The following is an 18,209-nucleotide window of genomic DNA, read 5'->3' as shown; positions in this document are numbered from 1 at the left end:
ATGTCGCGCAACGATGACGATCCGCCGGCTCTCCGGCGCCGACGCCGATCCTGGTCTCTCGAAGAGAAGCGCCGGATCGTCGAGGAGAGCCTTGAGGACGGAGCTTCGATCGCCGAGGTTGCGCGACGGCACGACCTCAACACCAACCAGCTCTTCACCTGGCGCCGGCAGTTCGGCGTCGATCTGGCTGCGCCGCAGGACCTCGCGCCGATCCTGCCCGTGACGATCACGCCGGACACAGTGGGGGAGCATTCCGCTCCGGGGCCGACCGGCCAGATGGAGATCGTCCTCGCCGAGGGTGACCGGATCCTCGTGTGGTCCGATGTCGAGGCAGCCGCGCTGTCGCGGGTCGTGAAGGCGCTGCGGCGATGATCCCGTTGCCGGCGGGCTGCCGCGTCTGGATCGCCACCGGCCACACCGACATGCGACGCGGCATGCAGGGCCTCGCCCTTCAGGTGCAGGAGCAGTTGAAGCGCGACCCGCACGCCGGCGATCTCTACATTTTCCGCGGGCGCAGGGGCGACCTCGCAAAAATTCTCTGGCATGATGGCGTCGGACTGTCGCTGTATGCAAAACGCCTCGATCGCGGAAAGTTCATATGGCCCTCGGCGACGGCGGGCGCGGTGTCGATCTCGGCGGCGCAGATGGCCTATATGCTCGAAGGGATAGATTGGCGAAATCCGCAAATGACCTTTCGGCCGCAAAGCGCGGGGTGAATCGCAAAAAATCCAGGGCGGAGGCATTTTGGGGCGCCACAAATCGCAAGATATGTGATTCACTTCGCCTATGGACGCTGCTGCCCAGGCCCTTCTCGACGAAAATGCTGCGCTGAAAGCAGAGTTGGCCGTCGCACGGGCGAAGGCGTCGGAAGACACGGCGCTGATCGCCGCGCAAAAGCTTCAGATCGCCAAGTTGCAGCGGCAGATCTACGGGCAAAAGTCGGAGCGCGCTGCGCGGCTGATCGATCAGTTGTCGCTCGAGCTCGAAGAGCTGGAAGCGAGCGCGACGGAAGATGAGCTCGCGGCGGAGCAGGCGGTCACGAAAACCACGCTGGTCGCGGGCTTCACGCGCAAACGGTCCGAGCGCCACACATTCCCGGAACATCTACCGCGCGAGCGCGTCGTAATCGAGGCGCCGACGAGCTGCGCTTGCTGCGGCGGATCGCGGCTGCGGAAGCTCGGCGAAGACGTGACGCAGACGCTGGAGACGACGCCGCGTCAGTGGAAAGTGATCGAGACCGTGCGAGAGAAATTCTCCTGTCGGGACTGCGAGAAGATCACACAGGCGCCGGCGCCGTTCCATGCCGTTCCGCGCGGCTGGGCGGGGCCAAGCCTTCTGGCGATGATCGCCTTCGAGAAGTTCGGCCAACATCAGCCGCTGAACCGTCAGGCGGAGCGCTATGCGTTGGAAGGCGCGCCGATCTCCTTGTCGACCATGGCCGACGCCGTCGGCTCCATCTGTGCGGCGCTGGATCCGCTGCGGCGTCTCATCGAGGCGCATGTCCTGGCCGCCGAGCGCCTACACGGCGACGACACCACGGTTCCCGTGCTGGCGAAGGGCAAAACCGACACGGGTCGGTGCTGGGTTTATGTCCGCGACGACGCGCCCTTCGGCGGCGCCGGGCCGCCGGCGGCCATCTTTTATTACTCACGCGACCGCAAAGGCGAACATCCGCAGGCGCATCTGGCGGGATATGCTGGCATCCTGCAGGCCGACGCCTATGACGGCTACAACAGGCTCTACCTAGCGGACCGCAAGCCGGGCCCGATCCGCGAGGCGGCGTGCTGGGTCCATGCGCGACGCCCCTTCTTCGCCATGGCTGATCTGGATGAGAACGCGCGACGCAAGGCTGCTGGCAAGAAGGAAATCCCTTTGTCGCCCATCGCGATCGAGGTGGTGCGTCGCATCGACGCGCTGTTCGAAATCGAGCGGTCCATCAATGGAAAGAGCGCGGAAGAACGCCTGTCGGTCCGCCAGATGCTGAGCCGTCCATTGGTCGATGATCTGCGGATCTATATGCGCGAGCAGGCGGCCAGGCTCTCGCGCGGGCACGACCTGGTCAAGGCTATCAGTTACATGCTCAAGCGCTGGGCCGCGTTCACGCTTTTCCTTGAAGACGGACGCGTGTGCTTGTCCAACAACGCTGCAGAACGAGGGCTAAGAGGCATCGCGCTGGGAAGAAAATCGTGGCTGTTCTGCGGGTCCGATCGCGGAGGGCAGCGCGCTGCGGCCATGTATAGTCTCATTGTCACGGCCAAAATGAATGGCGTCGATCCGCAGGCATGGCTCGCAGACGTTTTGTCCTGTATCGCCGCCCATCCCGCACATCGGCTTGAAGAGTTGCTGCCCTGGAACTGGGCGATACAAGGTCCGGTAATCTCCGCTCGTGCAGCTTGATCATGCACGTCAACAAAGTCTCTCACGTCACGACAATCAATCGGGTCGCCTCGGACCTCGGCGAAAACGAGGATTGGCTGTTCGACGTCGCCGCCGAGATGGAGCCCGAGGACGGGCTCATATGGGTGTCGGGGATCGGCGACGACGCCGTGATGGCCTTCACCGACTTCGGCGTCGAGAATTTAATCGAACTAATCAAAATGCATAAAAACGATCCGACGCTCCTCAGGCGCTGAAACAGCCCGACTGCATCGCCTGCGGCCTACGCCGGATGGCTACCAAGATCACGCCCTTTTCCAGGCGATCTGCCGTACCAATCGGCTTGATGGCGAGGACAAGGACTTCGGCTATATCGTCGACTACAAGGACCTCTTCAAAAAGGTTGAAAACGCCATCTCAGTCTACACGTCGGAACTTGATCACAGCTCAGGTGGCGCAGCGCCGGAAGTCATGGTTCAAGACCGACTGAAAAAGGGCAAGGAACGACTCGACAGCGCCATTGAAGCACTCGCCCTTCTCTGCGAGCCTGTGCAGCCTCCGCACGGCGAGCTCGAACATATTCATTATTTCTGCGGCAACACCGAAATCCCCTCGGACCTTGCGGAAAGAGAACCTCAACGCGCAGCCCTGTACAAGGGAACCGTCGCTCTCCTGCGCGCGTATGCCAACATCGCGGATGAGCTCGAAAGCGTTGGCTACAACGCGGCAGACATTTCCCGTATCAAACAGCTTATCGAGCATTACACAAGTCTGCGAGACATTATCCGCAACGCGAGTGGCGAGACCCTCGACCTTAAAGCGTACGAAGCGGATATGCGTCATCTCATCGATACCTATATCGAGGCTTCCGAGCCGAGAAAAATATCGCCATTCGACTCAATGGGTTTGCTTGAACTCATCGTCAAAACCGGCATTGGCGACGCTATCAGCAAAAAGCTGAGCAGCCTCAAAGGAAATAAGGACGCGATCGCGGAAACCATTGAAAACAACGTCCGCTCGAAAATTATCAAAGAGCAGCTTAGCGACCCGGCTTTCTACGAGAAAATGTCCGCGCTGTTGGACGAAGTCATAGCCGCGCGTAAGGCTAAGGCTATCGAGTACGAGGAGTATCTCAAGCGCATTGCCGCGCTGGCAACAAAGGTTGAGGCGGGTGTTGCGTCAGATACGCCGGTGAGCCTCAATACGCCAGGCAAACGTGCGCTATGGAGCAATCTCGACCAGAACGAAGAATTGGCGCTGCAAATTGATGCTAAGGTGAAGGCCGTGCGCCCCGATGATTGGCGAGGCGTCGCACCGCGGGAGCAGGTTATCAAGCAAGGGCTCTATGATATCCTCAAAGACGTTGCCGGGGTCGAACGCATCTTCCTCATCGTCAAGGCGCAGAGCGAGTATTGATGGCAAATCGGCTACGCATTGGCTCGATTGAGGTGGAAGTCGTCTTCAAAAACATCAAGAACGTCCATCTGAGCGTCAATCCTCCCTCCGGCCACGTACGCATCGCAGCACCAACGCGCATGAAGCTCGATACCGTTCGGGTTTTTGCAATCTCAAAGCTCGAATGGATTAAGCGCCAGCAGAAGCGCTTTCAACGGCAGGAGCGAGAAACAGCGCGTGAATTCCTAAGTGGCGAGAGCCATTATCTCTGGGGCAAGCGTTACCTCCTCAAGGTCGTGGAAGGTGACGCGCCGCCAAATGTAATGCTACGCCACCGCCACATCCTTCTAAACGTTCGCAAAGGCAGCTCATCCGCAAAGCGGCAAGCCGTCCTCGATGCCTGGTATCGATCTCTTCTCAAACACGCTGCACAAGAGCTGCTTATCAAATGGCAGCGCATCCTTCGCGTTAAACCCAACCAGCTGTTCGTTCAGAAGATGAAGACCAAGTGGGGAAGCTGCAATACAAATTCTCGCAATATCCGCCTCAATGTCGATCTCGCGAAAAAACCCGCCGAGTGTCTCGAATATATAGTAATCCATGAGTTGCTTCACTTGATCGAACGCCGCCATAATGACCGCTTCACGACGCTCATGGAGCGGCATATGCCGAACTGGCAATCCGTCCGTCGGACATTGAATGAGGGCCCTCTTGCCCAGGCCGACTGGGCCTACTGAAAAGCCTCGCGACAGTTCAAGCCGTTAATGGCTATGCCGCGCGCTGCCGCCGCAAACCGAAAAGCCGAATATATGAAGGTTCAGAGGCAACGCTAGCGTCAGATTCGATACATAACTCCAGAAACGAAGAGAGATCACTAGGCACCGGATATTTGTCTGGGTCGATAATTGCACTTGCAAGCCGTAATGCCGCCCGTGGGAACTTTCGTATTAGATCGTCATGCGCGGACTCTAGCCGTAACGTATGTGCCATGAGATAAAGCTGATAAGGCACGAGGAAAACAATCACAGCATCAACAGCATCTGGAAAAGCTTCTCCGCATTCCAAAGTCATTAGCACGAGGTTCTGAGACACGCCTTCGTTTCTGAGTGCGGCATCTAATGGCCACATTCCACGGAAAACAGGCCCAATCATTTCATTCCAGCGTGCAGCTTTATCGGCCTCATCTCCCATTGCGCGCCAAAACTGCCATGCGGCGTTCGTCCGAAGTCGATCAGAACCTGCGGCCAGGGCATTTTTGATCTCAGCGCTCGACAAAGCGTAATCTATAAGCTCTTGTCGACGGTGCGCGAAGGCTATCGTGAGCAACTGCGTCATTAGACCTTCGAGTTCATCATCGCCCAAGCCAGGTCTTACGAAAGCCTCAAGCATCAATGTCTTCGTCGCATTGAACAGCCGCGCTGTACCGATGTTGTCAAATGCTCGTGATCGCCACAAAGAAGCGGCATGTGGCTGATCCCAACTGAGAAACGGCAGCATTTGCGACAACACCCAATCGGGGTCAGTCGCTTCAAGATAGGCCAAAAATCGACAAAGGGTTGCCCGCGCCAAAAGTCCTGGATCCCCATCAGAATGGACAATGCGATTTAACCGAATTGCTTCCTCTTCGGTAAAGCCGCCGCCTTGCTCTGGCTTTCTTGCATCAATATGTCGCAGCAAAGCATCCGCTAGTTCGCCCGCGGGATCATTCAATGCCCTGTCGTAAGCACCGCGTTCTTCCTTATCAACGCTAGGCGCGTTGGCCGGATAGGCCAGCTCAGCTAGCCGGTCCCATAGTGTGAGGAAATTACCCTCACGTGAAGCGAGGCGCGTCAACAGTTGTCGACGCTTTTGTAGCCAACGACACGCAGCCGGTAAGAGCTGCGTTAGAACCGCCTCAGGCATAGCAAGCAATGATGCGGCAAGCTCAAGCTGTAGTGTGTCCTCGCTCCTCTCAGTAGCAGACCATATAAAGTCGCGCCATGCATCCACCTCCCAGCGACCGGCCTTCGCCTCGCTGCGTAAACCGAGCTGTGCACGCTCTGGATCGGCGGCACAGAACAAGCGCCAAACGTCGCCCTGCTGCCAGCGGCTTTCACGTTGCAGGCGCATAGCCTCGGATACGAGGGCGCTATCTGCGATGTTCGCCAGCAGCTCGGGCTGTCCGTCAGGCCCAGAATGACTCTCGTGCCATGAAGAAAAATCATCCCGGTCACCCTCTCCCGGGGCCCATCTGGGATGCCGAGATGCGATTTCTCGTAGAAGAGTCTCGCTATCATTATTTAGCGGCCAACCCATTAACTTAAGTCGGTTTAGCCGCTTCATCACAGCCGAGTCATATACGGAACCCCACTCATCTTTTTCAAAAGATCCCTCCTGGAAAAGGTCGCGAGGAAGGCCCGAACATATACGGGCTTCAAAAGCTTGCCTTTGTGCTGGTGCGAATTCGCGCCAACGTAGGGTGACCAGCCGCATAATCTCGACTTGAGCTCCTCCCAACCAGAAGTCCTCCGGGCTGAGGCGGTCTAAGCCACTCCAAACTTCCTCACAAGAAAACACTGAATCGGAGCACAGCGCCGAAAGATAAAAACGCCTCTCCAACAAGTATGGCGAGCTCCACCAGCTGGAAATAAGAGTCCGCGCTGTCTCTGGATCGCGCGAGGCAATTCGTCCCCACAAGTCAGCTAAAACACGGATAATTGGATAAAATCCGCGGCGGTGCTTGTTTTGCGGATGATCCCCAATAGATGGAACATCGCCGCTTGCGCAGTCCCAGCCATCCAGCAAGCCTAGATCGTGCGCTTCTTCAAGCGCTTCGGTCAACGCCCGCTCCAATACACGGAACAAAGCGAGCTCTTTATCCAAACTCTCCGGCCAACACAGCAAAATTTCGCGGATAGGCACATGATCGGGAGCGTCAAAATCGATCCGCAACAGATCGAAAAGTCTCTCAGGTTCATTTTCTGTAGTTCGTTCTGACAAGCGAAAGGCTTTCGCCACGGTAAGGCGAGGCTGAAGCAATTTTCGAACAACTTGCCGAATGTGGTACCCGGCATCTCCTTGTCGGATATATCTCGACACGGTGTACCAGTTGTCATCGAGCATGCGCGACGGAATTCGCACTTGCCGCTTGCTTCTCAGAATCAATTGCCACGCCTTTAATCGAACCGGTGATAGCTCAGCCCGCTTTTGCTCGATTGCGAGCTCAATATACCAGGCACATTCATCGCTAAAATACGGCAAAGAGATCGATGCGCGGATCATGTCGGCATCATTAAGTCGCGCTGCAATCCATTGCCCGGCATGTCTTTCTTGTTCGGCAAACACGCGGCGATCATTCAGAGGCGAAAGCCAATCGGAAGGTGGTGATAGCTCGGCTAAGAGCTGAGCCGCATCCCTGTGGCGTAGCAACGCTGCGCAGCGTGCAAGCTCATCCTCACCCTGCTCCTTAGGTGATTGAGTAAAAATCACGCGAAGAGCTTCCCTCCGCCAAGCGGTCGGATCGTTCGCGTAATCCCTCCATTCTTCTAATGTTTTATAAAGGGCAGAATGATCATTTTCACTAGGACGGTAAAGGATTGGCTCAATTCCTTTTGCACGCCAGAGCGCGGCTTCGAGCTCCTCTTCCTCATCCTTGCTCGCCGCAAACGCATATACTCGGTGCAAATCGCTGTATCGTTCGCGGTCAGCCTCCAGAACCTCCAGCAAGTAGCGCATCGGAGGATCGTCGGCTGAATAGCCAACGAGCACAACCGTGCAGGCGCGTACGACGTCGTAGACGTAACGCGAAGCCCAGCCCGAGCGCAGGTACGCGTCACCAAATTCAGAACTCGTTAGTACAAGATCTGTCTCCGCCAAACTGAGTTTGGGGCTGTCATCAGCAAGGCGACCATGCAAGTGCAAGACGCCTTCAAACCCAGAGGCTTTGGGTGCTGGCATAGCTGCACTTGCGTGACTGGCGATAGCTTTCTGGTACTTCTCAAGCCATGCTCTTTCGAACAGGGTGTCAAAGTTTGTCGTTATCAGCCTTGTCTGCCCTTCTGCGCCTCGAGAAAGTGCTAGCAGTGCTAGATGATTGGCTAGATTAGCTCCTTCGGGGACTGACAAAGCCCTGCGGATGGCGATCCGCATACGTTCGCGCATCCCTTTATTTCTAGGGAGATCAGAGGCGGCAAGGCGTCTCTCAAGGCTGCGCAGGCAACGATCATATTGGTGGGCTAGCCGTCCTCCCTCCCGCATAACTTCACATTCAGGGGGATGCCTTTCCCAGCTTTCCCCTAGCTCCTCATAGATCTTACTAACAAGCCCCCGAAAATCAGGAAGGCCGATTGCCCTCGAAATCCCAGCTCCACAAATAAAGATGACCTCTCCTTTTTCTTGGAGAGCGACAAGTTCGTCAGGTATGTCGGGTCCGTCTGGGTGGAAACGCATGGAAGGTTTCTTTAAAACGAGCAGCTAATCGGCGAGTCCATGCAGGGTACAACCGTATAATAAAATGTCCAACTTTTTGGCCAGCGGCTACCGCCTGTCGAGCAGGTCAGCGTCGATCACGCGAGGTAGGCGACGAGGGCGAAACGCGTCCGTCAGCCCGCAAACCGGACTTTCCCACCCCATGCTGGTTTGAAGCGATGTAGCCATTCGCTTCAGCTTGTAGTTCTTATCTATCTACGGCTCTTTCTTTCCTTTTTCTGTCGGCTTTTCAAGTTGGCTCACGGATCTCCGGTCCGCCACAATTAGACTATGGCGGCAACTGGCATCTCGGCTTGAATAATTACTGTAGAGCCTAGGTCGGTGAGTATCCGCTGTCGTCATGTCCTTTCGACAAGCGACGCCAAGCCAGCAACCTCTCACTCTGCCCGGTTCTACCGAGGCGGCGCTTGCCGTCAAAACCGAACGGTTCCCCCCTACGGGCTGCCCCCCATTACGGCACGGCGCTGCGCGCTTTTGACCGCTGCGCTCGGTCCGCCTCGGCGAGCGAACGGGCAACGAGGTTGCCAGCCCGGCGACCTCACAGCCCGAAAGGACACATCATGTCGAACACCGAAAGCTCCAAGCGCCCGACGCACCGGGTCTATGCGGTCCGCAAAACCAACGGCGAGAAGAGCCTGTGGACCCAAATCGGCGCAGCCTGGGCCAACCAGGATGGCAAGGGCTTCAACATCAAGCTCTCCCTCCTGCCCATCGACGGCTCCGACATCGTGATGCGCGAAGCCAAGGATGAAGGAGACGCCAAATGAAGCTCCTCACCCAAGCCCAGCGCCAACAGCTCCTCGACAACGGCCGCCGTCAGGCGGCCGTGAAGGGAACGCCCGACGAGCTCGACTTCCCGCCCGTCGTCAAGCTGTTCAATCCCTGTGGGGCCTGCACCTGGCTCCTCACCGAAATCGATCCCGATGACGAATCCATCGCCTGGGGTCTCTGCGACCTTGGCATGGGCTCTCCCGAATTCGGGACGGTCAGCCTCACCGAACTTGCCGAATACCGCAGTCGTCTTGGCGTCGGGATCGAACGCGATCTCTACTTCAAAGCGCACGGACCGATCTCGGCTTATATCGCCGCCGCCAACGAAGCCGGGCATATCGTCGAGAATATTCCCGGATCCACGGTCAGTGACTAACTCCTGGAGGTCCGTAAACAGCGGACCTCCTTTTCTTTCGCTCCCAATCATTACCTCTCTTTCCGCCCTCCTCTCCGCCAAAAGCTTTATCTTTTTCTGCATGCGCATGCATAGACAGCTGGAGAGGCCGCAAAGAACGGCGCACAGCGCACATCGTGTCGCACGGTCGCTCACGGTGTCCCGGATTGTTGTGCGGACGGATCGCCCGCTGGTCAGGCGTGCGCCTCAGGTAGCTGCGCCCCCTCTCGCCTCTACCGCTTTTCAACCGGACCCTTACGTCGATTACGGTCGCTTTCTCACTCCCGAGGGCGGCATTCTGCTGATCTACAAGGACTTGGATGAACGCCTGCGCCATACGCTCTGGCGTCTGTTTGCTTGGTCGGGATTCACCGGGCTCGAAGGCTGGTTTCTGCTGCATCATTCGCCCGTGCAAATTGGCTGGGTGAATTTCATCGCCTTCCTCGCAGCCTGCGCCGTCAACTGGCTGATCGTCGCCAAGCCGGTCGAGCTGTATCGCCGAATTGAAATTAGGCCCGACTGTCTGATCATCGACGGCAGCGATGTTTTCTGGCGGCGCTTGATGGAGGTGAGCTGGCCAGCCCTGCAGGCCAATGAAGAAGGCAATCAAGTGCTGTGCGGCATCTATGGCACGCGCTTCGTCGAATATCTGACGCTACGTCGTTTCGACGAGCTCGACCGCATGCCCGAGGTATTTGCCGCCCATCTCCAGGACGCTATGCGCCAGCTTTGGCACCATCCGCAGTCATAACCCAGGAGGCCCACATGGAACGGGAAGAGCGTCAACCTGCCAAGCGTGGAATCACCGAGGACGAGCGCCGCGCTGCCGAGCGCGCGCAACTCTACAGAACCCACAAAGCCCATGGCGCGCTCGGCATGTATTTCTGGTTCTACCCAGACGAAGCGCCTGCACCAAGGCCCGTGCATCGTGAGCGCGAAGAGCAAGGGCGTGAGCGCTAAACGCTTACGCAGCGACTGGGGTGCTTTGCGTCCGCAAAATCCGCAGACACCCTCTGCGCTTAAGCTACCATCTGCCGTGCGCTTCTATCCGGCAGGGCTGCCTGCCCTAGATGCGTTACCGATCGCAGATCCTCGCCGGAGGAGGCTGGGAAATGAATTCGCCCAAAGCGCCCTCCGAGGCCTTACCAGAGCTTCCCTATCAGCAATGGGAGGATACTTACGCCACGCTTCACCTGTGGACCCAGATCCTCGGCAAAATCCGCCTTTCGCTCACGCCTTGGCTGAATCACTCCTGGCATGTCACGCTTTATGTGACGGCGCGCGGCCTGACCACATCGCCCATCCCTTATTACTCGAAGGGAAGCGTTCTTACGAAATTCGCCAGCCGGTCCGCTTCACTTTGTGTTAAATCAGCAGGTAGATTGATGGTGATCGTTTCATCGAGGCGCAGACGGAAACGATGTGACAAGAACCCGTCAGTTTCGTCGGCATTTTCGTCTTCGTCCTCTGGGGTCATGCCTTTTTCAAGGAGATCAGTAGAATCTCCGCGCGCGACCTGACCGACACTGTCGATGCGGAACCTCCATTCCACTCTCGATTTTCCACCACGGCGACCGACCTTGTAAAGGCCAACGCCGATTTCTTCCATTTTGTCAGCAAGGATTTTGGCGTCACTACGGTCTCCGTCCTCGAACGCCTTGCATATGTTGTCAATGGTCGTTGCCCAGCGATTCCGTTGCGCCGTCGCTGCCCAATCGAAGAACTGCCGGTATTGGGCGTCCTCCTTGTCTTGATAAAGCGCTCGCAGCTGAGCCACTATAGATGCAGTCTTAACGGTTACCATGTGAATCCTCTTTCCTTTATATGTCTATAAGAGCTGTTATAATCGACATATAAACGATCATAATGCGCATGTCAAGCGGTTATGCAATTTAAAGGCACTTATGATTTATTATATTGAGTTTAGGCGCATCCAGCTCAGCACGCGTGCAAAAACAAACCTTCCGCAACAATTCACATGAGCTTGAGAATGAATGTCTTACGACGTGAAAACGCGAGAGTGCCCCGAAGCAATCATCTACGCCCTTGCAGGGCATAGGCACGGATCGCTGCGACATCCTCATGCGCCAACCGCAGTACCGCTGATGGGGGCTCACCTTCGAACATCAGCAATTGGCTGAACCGCTGGCGGGAAAAGGCCGTGCGCAACTCGAATGGCATCATCAGCCGTTCGAGACGTTGGGCGAGATAATCCAGCGTCGATTGGTCGCCATTCGCGAAGCACTGAATGAGGCCGGCGTTTCCCAAAAAGGTTTCCCAGCTGCTGCGGTAATAGCGTTGCAGTTGGGTCGTGTCCTGGAGCACTGCCCACAGCTTCACCCCAAAGCCCGGAAAATACGCCGCGGCGCGCTCCATTATTTCCATGTGCCCGAGCGTCGCGAATTCTTCCATCATGAATAAAATCGGCGGCTGGTCCCTGGGATAAGTTCCCATTTGCTCAAGCACGGTACAGGCCAACTGCACCACCAGACGCAGCCAGCGGTAATGGCTTTGCATGCGCCCGACGGGCAGGCAGAGATAAATCGTGGTTGGCCGTTCGCCGCGCAAATCGGCAAGCTCAAAATCCGAATGGCGGGAGATGTCGCGCAAGGGCAGGCTATCAAGAAAATCGGTTTGCGCCGCGGCAGTGGAAAAAACGCTGCCGCGTTCGGTGAGCGGCGTCGAGAGAAAGCGGTTACCAACGGCGGCGAGGATTCCACCGAAACGCTCACCGGCCCTGCTCATCGCGCGCAAAAGCGTGTCGACCGCCGCTTTGTTCTCATCGAAGAATTGCTCATTCATCGGACCATCCGCCGCCGGGCGCGGCTTCGCTTGCACCGCCTGTATCAACGGCCCATAGGTCAGTGACAGCAGCTGGCGCACGGTTATCAGGCTTGGTTCGCCCTCAGGGAGCGTTAGCGTCAGCAGGATAATACCGCCGAGCAACGCGCGGGCGCTGTCGTTCCAATGGCGGGAGCGTGCATCGCCTTCGTCGACAATCAGCGCCTGTGTGATCGCCGCCACGTCGTCGATGATTGTAGGGCTTTCAGGATCGAGCTCCGCCAGCGGATTAAAGCAGGCGCTCGGCAGACCGGATTGTCCGAACGGATCGAGCACATAGACTTGATGACCCAACGCATGGCGCAGAAGGCCGGTTTGCGCCAATTCGCCTTTCGGATCGAGCACGAGCATCGAACCGGGATAAAGATAGAGATTGGGCTCCAGCACGGTCGATGTCTTGCCAGCGCGCGCTCCGGCAATGGTAACCATCGGCCGGTCGTCGAGGTGGCCGAGAAAGCGCCCGGCAAATTTCCCTAATATGATCTGCCCCGGCAGATAGGCATATTGCGCCAGCTGATAGGGCGACATCCAATAATTGATCGGCGGACGATCGGGGAAGAAACGCGGTGCCCTTACGCCGCGCGGCAGCGCACGTTCGTAGAGCTCGCGACTCAGCGCATCGAGAGCCGGCAAGCCGAGATGCGGCTGCGGGTTGGCAAGCGCCAGCGGCGATGCCCACTTTTCCCGTTCGCTTGGCTTCCACCAGCTCATCCTATTCTCCGCTCGCTATGCTGGAGACCAGGATAGTCGCGCGCGCGTACGCAGAGCAGGTTGATTGTCTGGTGAAGATTGGTAATGCCGCAGCCTTCGTGAAAAGGATGCTGCAATCTATGGCGATGGTTGGTGCTGGATTGAAGAAGCTCGTTCAGTCTGTGAGAAGCTGAAAAGCAGTTGCAATGAATGAGAAGTACAAGGGCTTACAATGGGAGTGAGAAGGAGAAGAGAATAAATTGGCCGGTAGAGGGTAGCGAGATGTGTCTTTGCCTAGGGCAAAGACTCTCGTTGGGGCCGGCACTATGGCCCCAAACCCCAGGACGCTTGCGCTCTGCCAGGAGAAGCAACCATGGGCCGGCCAAAAGTAAGCGAACCGCGCGACAGGCAGTTCAATCTCAGCCTGACGGCCAGCGAATTGGCGAGCCTCCAGCGGCGCGCCGAGGCGGTCGGCATGCGCCCGGTGCATTTGGGGCGCGCCCTCCTGCTCGATGAAAATCGCAAAATAAATTCACGCGAAAAAGAAAATCATAATTGCATGGAACGGCTGATTTTTACGCAGCTGGTCCGCCTGGGGAATAATCTCAATCAGCTCGTCCGGCATTTGCACCGCACCGGCGATCCCTTGCCGGGGGACCTCGCCCCCCTGCTCAACGACATTCGCCAGATCATCGCGCGGGTGTCGTCATGATTGTCAAAATCGCCGGCGATGGCTCGTCCTTCACAGGGCTCGCCACCTATCTCACGCACGACCCTGAGGCGGAGACCAGCGAACGTGTCGCCTGGACCCATACCCTCAATCTGGCCAACGACCATGTGCCCTCGGCCGTGGACGAAATGCTGTGGACCGCGCGCCAAGCCGAACTGCTTAAGCAGGAAGCCGGCATCCGCGCTGGCGGCCGGACCTCGGGGCCAGAAGTGGTCAAGCATATCAGCCTCAATTGGGCTCCCGACGAAGATCCGAGCCGCGCGCATATGATCGAGACAGCTGAGGGTTTTCTGCGGCAGATGAAATGGCAGGATCACCAGGCCTTGCTGGTCGCGCATGAGGATAAAGAGCATGCGCATGTGCATCTCATGCTCAACTGCATACATCCCGAAACGGGGTTGCGTCTCAGCGACAGTTTCGAACAGCGCCGCGCCCAGGCCTGGGCCCTCGACTATGAGCGTGAGCAAGGTCGTATTTATTGCGAGCAGCGGCTGCTGGAACCGGAAGCGCGCGAGGATGCTCCTACGCGCCCGGCTTGGATGGCGTTCCGCGAAAAACAGCAAAAATTCGAAAATGAGGAAAAAACCTTGCGCGAATTAACGCCGGATTTTTCAGAAAATCGGGAAAATCCGCCCGACAGAAATTCCGCCGAGTGGAAAAGGCTCAAGGAAATTCAGCGTGATGAGCGCGAGGAATTTTTCGCCGATGGGAAAGCCACATTCTCGGAATTACGCGCCTCAATTTACCGCGAGGTGCGCGAGGAATTTCGTGGACGCTGGCGGGATTATTATGCCGCCGAGAAAGGCGGGGCCGACGAAGAGGCGCTTAAGAGCCTGAAGGCCGGGCTGGTCGCCGAGCAGAAAGCTGTTCTTGAGGCTCGGCGTGACGAGGCCTGCCAGGAGCTGCGCGAAACCCGCAACGGGCTCTATAGCGAGCTGCTTGATGAGCAACGCGACGCGAGGCACGGCCTGAGGGAACGCCAGGAGCTCCAGCTGGATAATGCGCTCTTCTTCAGCGCCATCGAGGAGAAGCGCTTCCAGCAGGAAAGGCAGGATCAATTCCGTGGCGCGGCGGAAGAGTCGACGCGCGCCGTTGGATATAGCTGGCAGGCCGAGGCTTGGGCACCGACCTATGCGGCCAAAGAAAACCATGCCGGGATCAAGCCGGGGAGCGAAGTTGCCGGCGACATTGCGACGGGCTTTGGCTTTGGCCTCCTGTCGCTTGCCGCCGATTTCTTCGACTCAAGCGGAAGCAAGCCAGAACCAAAAATGCGCGCTGCGGAGCCCGATCCTCCGCGCAGCCCCTTCGATGCTGCGTTCGAGGAATCGCGACAGAATCAGCAGGCTGAGCGGGAAGAGGCCGACAACGAGTGGTACCGAAAGCAAAGGTCGGCCGGGGAATGACCGGGGGAGCGGGCCAGCCACGTCCGTCTCCCCTGATTACCTGGCAAACAAAAGGCATCCTTCCCCGGCAGCGCCACCAGACGCTTTGCTCGCGCCGCCTTTCCGGCCACTCACACATGTTGGGGCCCAGAAGCAGTCATTCTCAGCGGAGGTTGAGGAAGCTGAGAGCCAAGCGGCCGAACTGGAAATCGAGGCCATCTTTCAGCGCAAACTTATGGGGTTGCGCCGGCTGCCGAGGCACGAGCGAGCGGCTGCGTTATGCGCCGCCAAGGAAGAGCGACAGATCGCGTCGAATGTGCTGCGCGAGAAACGCGCCACGGAGCGCCGTGCCGGGCACGCGCTGCACCGGCTACAACGGCTCGAACTCGCATAACGAAACAATTGCCGCCCGAAGGCGGCGCTGTTCCTTAATTTAGGAGATTAAAATGGCCCTCAATAACCGAAGCAAAGCACTTCAGATCCTTTATCTGACAATGGCCTTTGCCGGGCTGATTGCCTTGCTGTCTTTCCTTGCCGGCAAAGGCTTTTAAGCCGCAGCAGGGGGCGGATTCTTGCGCGGCCGCCCGCGTGGGCGCTTGGGGGGCGTCGGCGGTGGATCATCGAAATCACCAAATGGATTTTGCCCCACGGCTTGCCCGTTCAGCGGCCGATTATCGTTGGCGAACTTCGGGGCCATGATGTCAATCGGCGCGGGATCGTCCTGCGACGGCGGATTCACCTCAGCTTCAATGTCGTCGGCCATATGCACAGCGCCGACAAACGCGTCGCGCGCCAGTAACATGGCGTAGGTCGTCGGCACGTAGCTCGTTACCTTGGCCAGCACCGATGCGAGCTCAAAGCCGAACGACACCACGTCGATCAGGATAATGACCACGGCAATCTTGGAATGGGCCTGCGCCATATGTTCGAGCACTGTGATCTGCGCGAGCAACCCATTATCGAGCGGCACGTGATTGGGGGCCGTTTCGATCGCAGCACGGATAGCGTCGCCACGTCCTTGCGTCAGGCGCGAAAGCTCCTCCTTCAACGCGACTAGTCTGGCGTTTTCACCCGCCAGCGTTTTTTCAAAGGTGGGCAACTGGTCGCGCGCTTGCTGCCGCATCGTCTCGCCGCCGGTTTTATGCTTCTCACGCTGCGCCTCAAGCCGAGCGCGCGCGGCCTCAAGGGCGCGGGCTGTTTCTTGCGCATGCGCGCGGGCATTGCCGATCTGCTCCATCGCCGCCCGGCGGCGCGGCCCGCTGCCGGCTTGCCCGGAATTGCCCGGAGAGGCCTTGATGCCCGCCAACTCATCGGCGGCGAATTTTTCGGCGTTGCGCAAATCCTCCTCGGCTTTGGCCTTCTGGGCAAGCAGTTGAGCGACTTCCTGCTGCGCCGGCTGGGTATAAGCGGCGGAGGGGTCGATTTCGCTCTGGCGAAGGGTTTCGACCTGCGCGGCGAGATGGGCGACCCGCTCTACCTGTGCATTGACGGCTTCGGTTGCACGGGTAATCTCGGAATCGACAAGTTCAGCCGCCCCCGGGACCAGCACTGCGTTGGCTTGCCGCCAATCCGCGCCCACCCGCGCGTCGATGTCGCTGCTAAAAATGAGGAGGGATAGAAAGACCGCCGTCAGCTGCGCCAAGGCAACCGACAACCCGATACGGATCAGCAGGAAGAATCCAGCCTTGATCCGCGCCCAGGTCCCACCCGAAATATCTATCCCGCCGCCGCGCTTCAGCTCGGAAATGCCGCTTAAGTGCCAGCCCGATCGCATCACCATGTAGCTGTCAATCAGCATGATGAAGGTCGCGAAGAACATTGCGATCAAAATGAGTTCGGGGCGGATTTGTCCGGGTGTCGCGAACAAGCGATGTGCGACGATGGAAAACAGCGCCGCTTGGTAAATCCAGGTGCAGAGCATTATTTCGCCGATCGCCCGGACATTTTCCCAGTCGTGGAGGGGACATTTTTGGAGAACGTCTCGGGAAACGCCCGTGATTTTGAGCCAGAGCCTGTCAAACGGGTTAGCCTTGAATGCGTGAGGGTCCGGCATATCCATGGATGCCATCCTCTCTTTTCACTCTTCTCTTTAGGAAGATTGCTCAACTGTGGGAAAACCGAAGAAATTCGCTTCCGAGCTTGGAGCTCGGAAGCGCGCGTTCATCGCATGGAATTGTCTAATCGCCATCCCATGCCGCGTAGACGCTGCTGGAAACATCGTCCGGGTTGGCGGAAATCACGGCCGCAGTTTTCTCAGGGGAGTACGGCATGTCGCTTTTTGGAGCGACGACCAGACGCCCACAGGTCGGGCAAACGGAATGCTCCACGGATTCCGTGGAAGACGGCGGCAGTTCGTTAGGATGAAGAGGAGCGTTCATGACAAATCTCTCCCGTTCCAGGGAATCAGATTCCGCGGTGGCTGACGTCGGTTTGGTGAATTGAGCGCTGGCCGCTAACCAGCGTCGATAATCAGTGGACCAGTGGTAGAACGGTAGGGTCAACGACGAAAAGGCAGTAAAGGCTGCCGTATTTCCGGTATAAACCCCAGTAGGGCAGTAAGACGACGAGTAGCCTTTTTAAACCGCCGGTCCCGGTTCCGGTCCCTTCCGCGGCTGCGGTGACCTCAAAGGGATCTGATCGCCACGAGAATCAGCATCGTGTTCGGCCCCCGAATTAACGAAAGGAGTCAAATCAGACGGGCTCGCGGGAGCCTCACGTAAGAGTTTGTCATTGACGACGTAATAACCGGTTAGTGAACCATCCACCTGACGTTCGATCCAAGCTGGGCCCTGGCCAGGATCACGATTCATCACGCCGTGGCAATAATACTGTTCATAAAGGAGCATCCCATTTTCGTCGTACGCTCTTCTGGCAGGTCCGTTCGGACGATGTAGGCGGCCATGCCAGTAATAGCGCTGCTTGACGAGAAGACCGGTCGCGGGATTGCGGACAATAAATGCTGGTCCTTCGTTCGGATCACGATGGAGTCTACCATTCAACCGGTACGCCTCCGATACGGCGACGCCCGTTTCCAAATCTGTTTCTCGAAGTAATCGTCTCGCTTTCATCGGCAGCCATAAATAATATTTATCTACGAAATATTATATTGCTGCGTATTTAATGTATAGCGAATATTGTCTGCCTCCCAAACTTTCCCATAAAC

The 18,209-nt window shown here is 57.6% G+C and carries 17 protein-coding genes and 2 pseudogenes; 14 read left to right on the top strand and 5 right to left on the bottom strand.

Annotation, left to right across the window (positions count from 1 at the left end; genetic code table 11):
• The 7 genes and pseudogenes from tnpA to OGR47_RS13495 all read left to right on the top strand — a co-directional run bounded on the left by tnpA (position 1) and on the right by OGR47_RS13495 (position 4,508).
• Positions 1–372: an IS66-like element accessory protein TnpA gene (tnpA, locus tag OGR47_RS21915; protein ID WP_165056339.1), complete on the top strand. Its 372-nt coding sequence runs from the start codon at positions 1–3 to the stop codon at positions 370–372.
• The gene (gene tnpB, locus OGR47_RS13515) at positions 369–716 is read left to right on the top strand and encodes an IS66 family insertion sequence element accessory protein TnpB (protein ID WP_165056340.1); all 348 of its coding nucleotides are present in this window, start codon (positions 369–371) and stop codon (positions 714–716) included. The genes tnpA and tnpB overlap by 4 nt, the downstream gene beginning before the upstream one ends.
• A gap of 70 nt (positions 717–786) precedes the next feature.
• Entirely contained in the window at positions 787–2,397 is a 1,611-nt protein-coding gene (gene tnpC, locus OGR47_RS13510; protein WP_165056342.1) for an IS66 family transposase, read from the top strand.
• A 2-nt stretch (positions 2,398–2,399) separates the two neighbouring features.
• On the top strand, positions 2,400–2,633 hold the full coding sequence (locus OGR47_RS13505) for a hypothetical protein (RefSeq protein ID WP_165056343.1): 234 nt from the start codon (positions 2,400–2,402) through the stop codon (positions 2,631–2,633).
• Positions 2,602–2,724, top strand: a pseudogene (locus tag OGR47_RS21910) (hypothetical protein); the annotation flags it as partial. The gene OGR47_RS13505 and the pseudogene OGR47_RS21910, both read left to right, overlap by 32 nt.
• 123 nt (positions 2,725–2,847) lie before the next feature.
• Entirely contained in the window at positions 2,848–3,792 is a 945-nt protein-coding gene (locus OGR47_RS13500) for a hypothetical protein (RefSeq protein WP_216697915.1), read from the top strand.
• On the top strand, positions 3,792–4,508 hold the full coding sequence (locus tag OGR47_RS13495) for a M48 family metallopeptidase (RefSeq protein WP_165055174.1): 717 nt from the start codon (positions 3,792–3,794) through the stop codon (positions 4,506–4,508). The genes OGR47_RS13500 and OGR47_RS13495 overlap by 1 nt, the downstream gene beginning before the upstream one ends.
• Positions 4,509–4,539: 31 nt before the next feature.
• Here OGR47_RS13495 and OGR47_RS13490 read toward each other — a convergent pair whose 3' ends face one another.
• Positions 4,540–7,875 (bottom strand): SIR2 family protein, encoded by a 3,336-nt coding sequence (locus OGR47_RS13490; RefSeq protein WP_165055176.1) that lies wholly within the window; start codon positions 7,873–7,875, stop codon positions 4,540–4,542.
• 923 nt (positions 7,876–8,798) lie between these two features.
• On the opposite strand from OGR47_RS13490, the gene OGR47_RS13485 reads away from it, so the two are divergent.
• The 5 genes and pseudogenes from OGR47_RS13485 to OGR47_RS13465 form a co-directional block, all read left to right on the top strand.
• Positions 8,799–9,005: a hypothetical protein gene (locus tag OGR47_RS13485; protein ID WP_165055178.1), complete on the top strand. Its 207-nt coding sequence runs from the start codon at positions 8,799–8,801 to the stop codon at positions 9,003–9,005.
• Positions 9,002–9,385 (top strand): DUF2958 domain-containing protein, encoded by a 384-nt coding sequence (locus OGR47_RS13480; RefSeq protein ID WP_165055180.1) that lies wholly within the window; start codon positions 9,002–9,004, stop codon positions 9,383–9,385. The genes OGR47_RS13485 and OGR47_RS13480 overlap by 4 nt, the downstream gene beginning before the upstream one ends.
• A 190-nt stretch (positions 9,386–9,575) precedes the next feature.
• Positions 9,576–10,154, top strand: a complete 579-nt coding sequence (locus tag OGR47_RS13475; protein ID WP_216697914.1) for a hypothetical protein — start codon at positions 9,576–9,578, stop codon at positions 10,152–10,154.
• A gap of 14 nt (positions 10,155–10,168) precedes the next feature.
• Positions 10,169–10,363, top strand: coding sequence for a hypothetical protein (locus tag OGR47_RS13470; protein WP_165055184.1), 195 nt, complete (start codon positions 10,169–10,171; stop codon positions 10,361–10,363).
• A gap of 152 nt (positions 10,364–10,515) precedes the next feature.
• Positions 10,516–10,713: pseudogene (locus OGR47_RS13465) on the top strand (DUF5996 family protein); the annotation flags it as partial.
• Here OGR47_RS13465 and OGR47_RS13460 read toward each other — a convergent pair.
• Complete coding sequence (locus tag OGR47_RS13460; protein ID WP_165055186.1) at positions 10,713–11,207, bottom strand: hypothetical protein; 495 nt, start codon at positions 11,205–11,207, stop codon at positions 10,713–10,715. The pseudogene OGR47_RS13465 and the gene OGR47_RS13460 sit on opposite strands and share 1 nt — an antisense overlap.
• 230 nt (positions 11,208–11,437) lie before the next feature.
• Entirely contained in the window at positions 11,438–12,955 is a 1,518-nt protein-coding gene (locus OGR47_RS13455) for a type IV secretory system conjugative DNA transfer family protein (RefSeq protein WP_165055188.1), read from the bottom strand.
• 352 nt (positions 12,956–13,307) lie between these two features.
• Between OGR47_RS13455 and OGR47_RS13450 the strand changes: the two genes are divergently transcribed.
• Positions 13,308–13,646: a plasmid mobilization protein gene (locus tag OGR47_RS13450; RefSeq protein ID WP_165055190.1), complete on the top strand. Its 339-nt coding sequence runs from the start codon at positions 13,308–13,310 to the stop codon at positions 13,644–13,646.
• On the top strand, positions 13,643–15,067 hold the full coding sequence (locus OGR47_RS13445; RefSeq protein WP_165055192.1) for a relaxase/mobilization nuclease domain-containing protein: 1,425 nt from the start codon (positions 13,643–13,645) through the stop codon (positions 15,065–15,067). The genes OGR47_RS13450 and OGR47_RS13445 overlap by 4 nt, the downstream gene beginning before the upstream one ends.
• Positions 15,068–15,593: 526 nt before the next feature.
• Here the strand turns inward: OGR47_RS13445 and OGR47_RS13440 are convergent.
• Both OGR47_RS13440 and OGR47_RS13435 read right to left on the bottom strand, forming a co-directional pair.
• On the bottom strand, positions 15,594–17,105 hold the full coding sequence (locus OGR47_RS13440) for a DUF4407 domain-containing protein (protein WP_165055194.1): 1,512 nt from the start codon (positions 17,103–17,105) through the stop codon (positions 15,594–15,596).
• A gap of 118 nt (positions 17,106–17,223) precedes the next feature.
• A complete protein-coding gene (locus tag OGR47_RS13435; RefSeq protein WP_165055196.1) occupies positions 17,224–17,424 on the bottom strand; it encodes a hypothetical protein in 201 nt (66 codons plus the stop codon).
• Positions 17,425–18,209: the final 785 nt, after the last annotated feature.

The organism is Methylocystis sp. MJC1 (assembly GCF_026427715.1).
Taxonomy (GTDB): Bacteria; Pseudomonadota; Alphaproteobacteria; order Rhizobiales; family Beijerinckiaceae; genus Methylocystis.
This window is presented reverse-complemented; position numbering and strand designations above follow the sequence as displayed.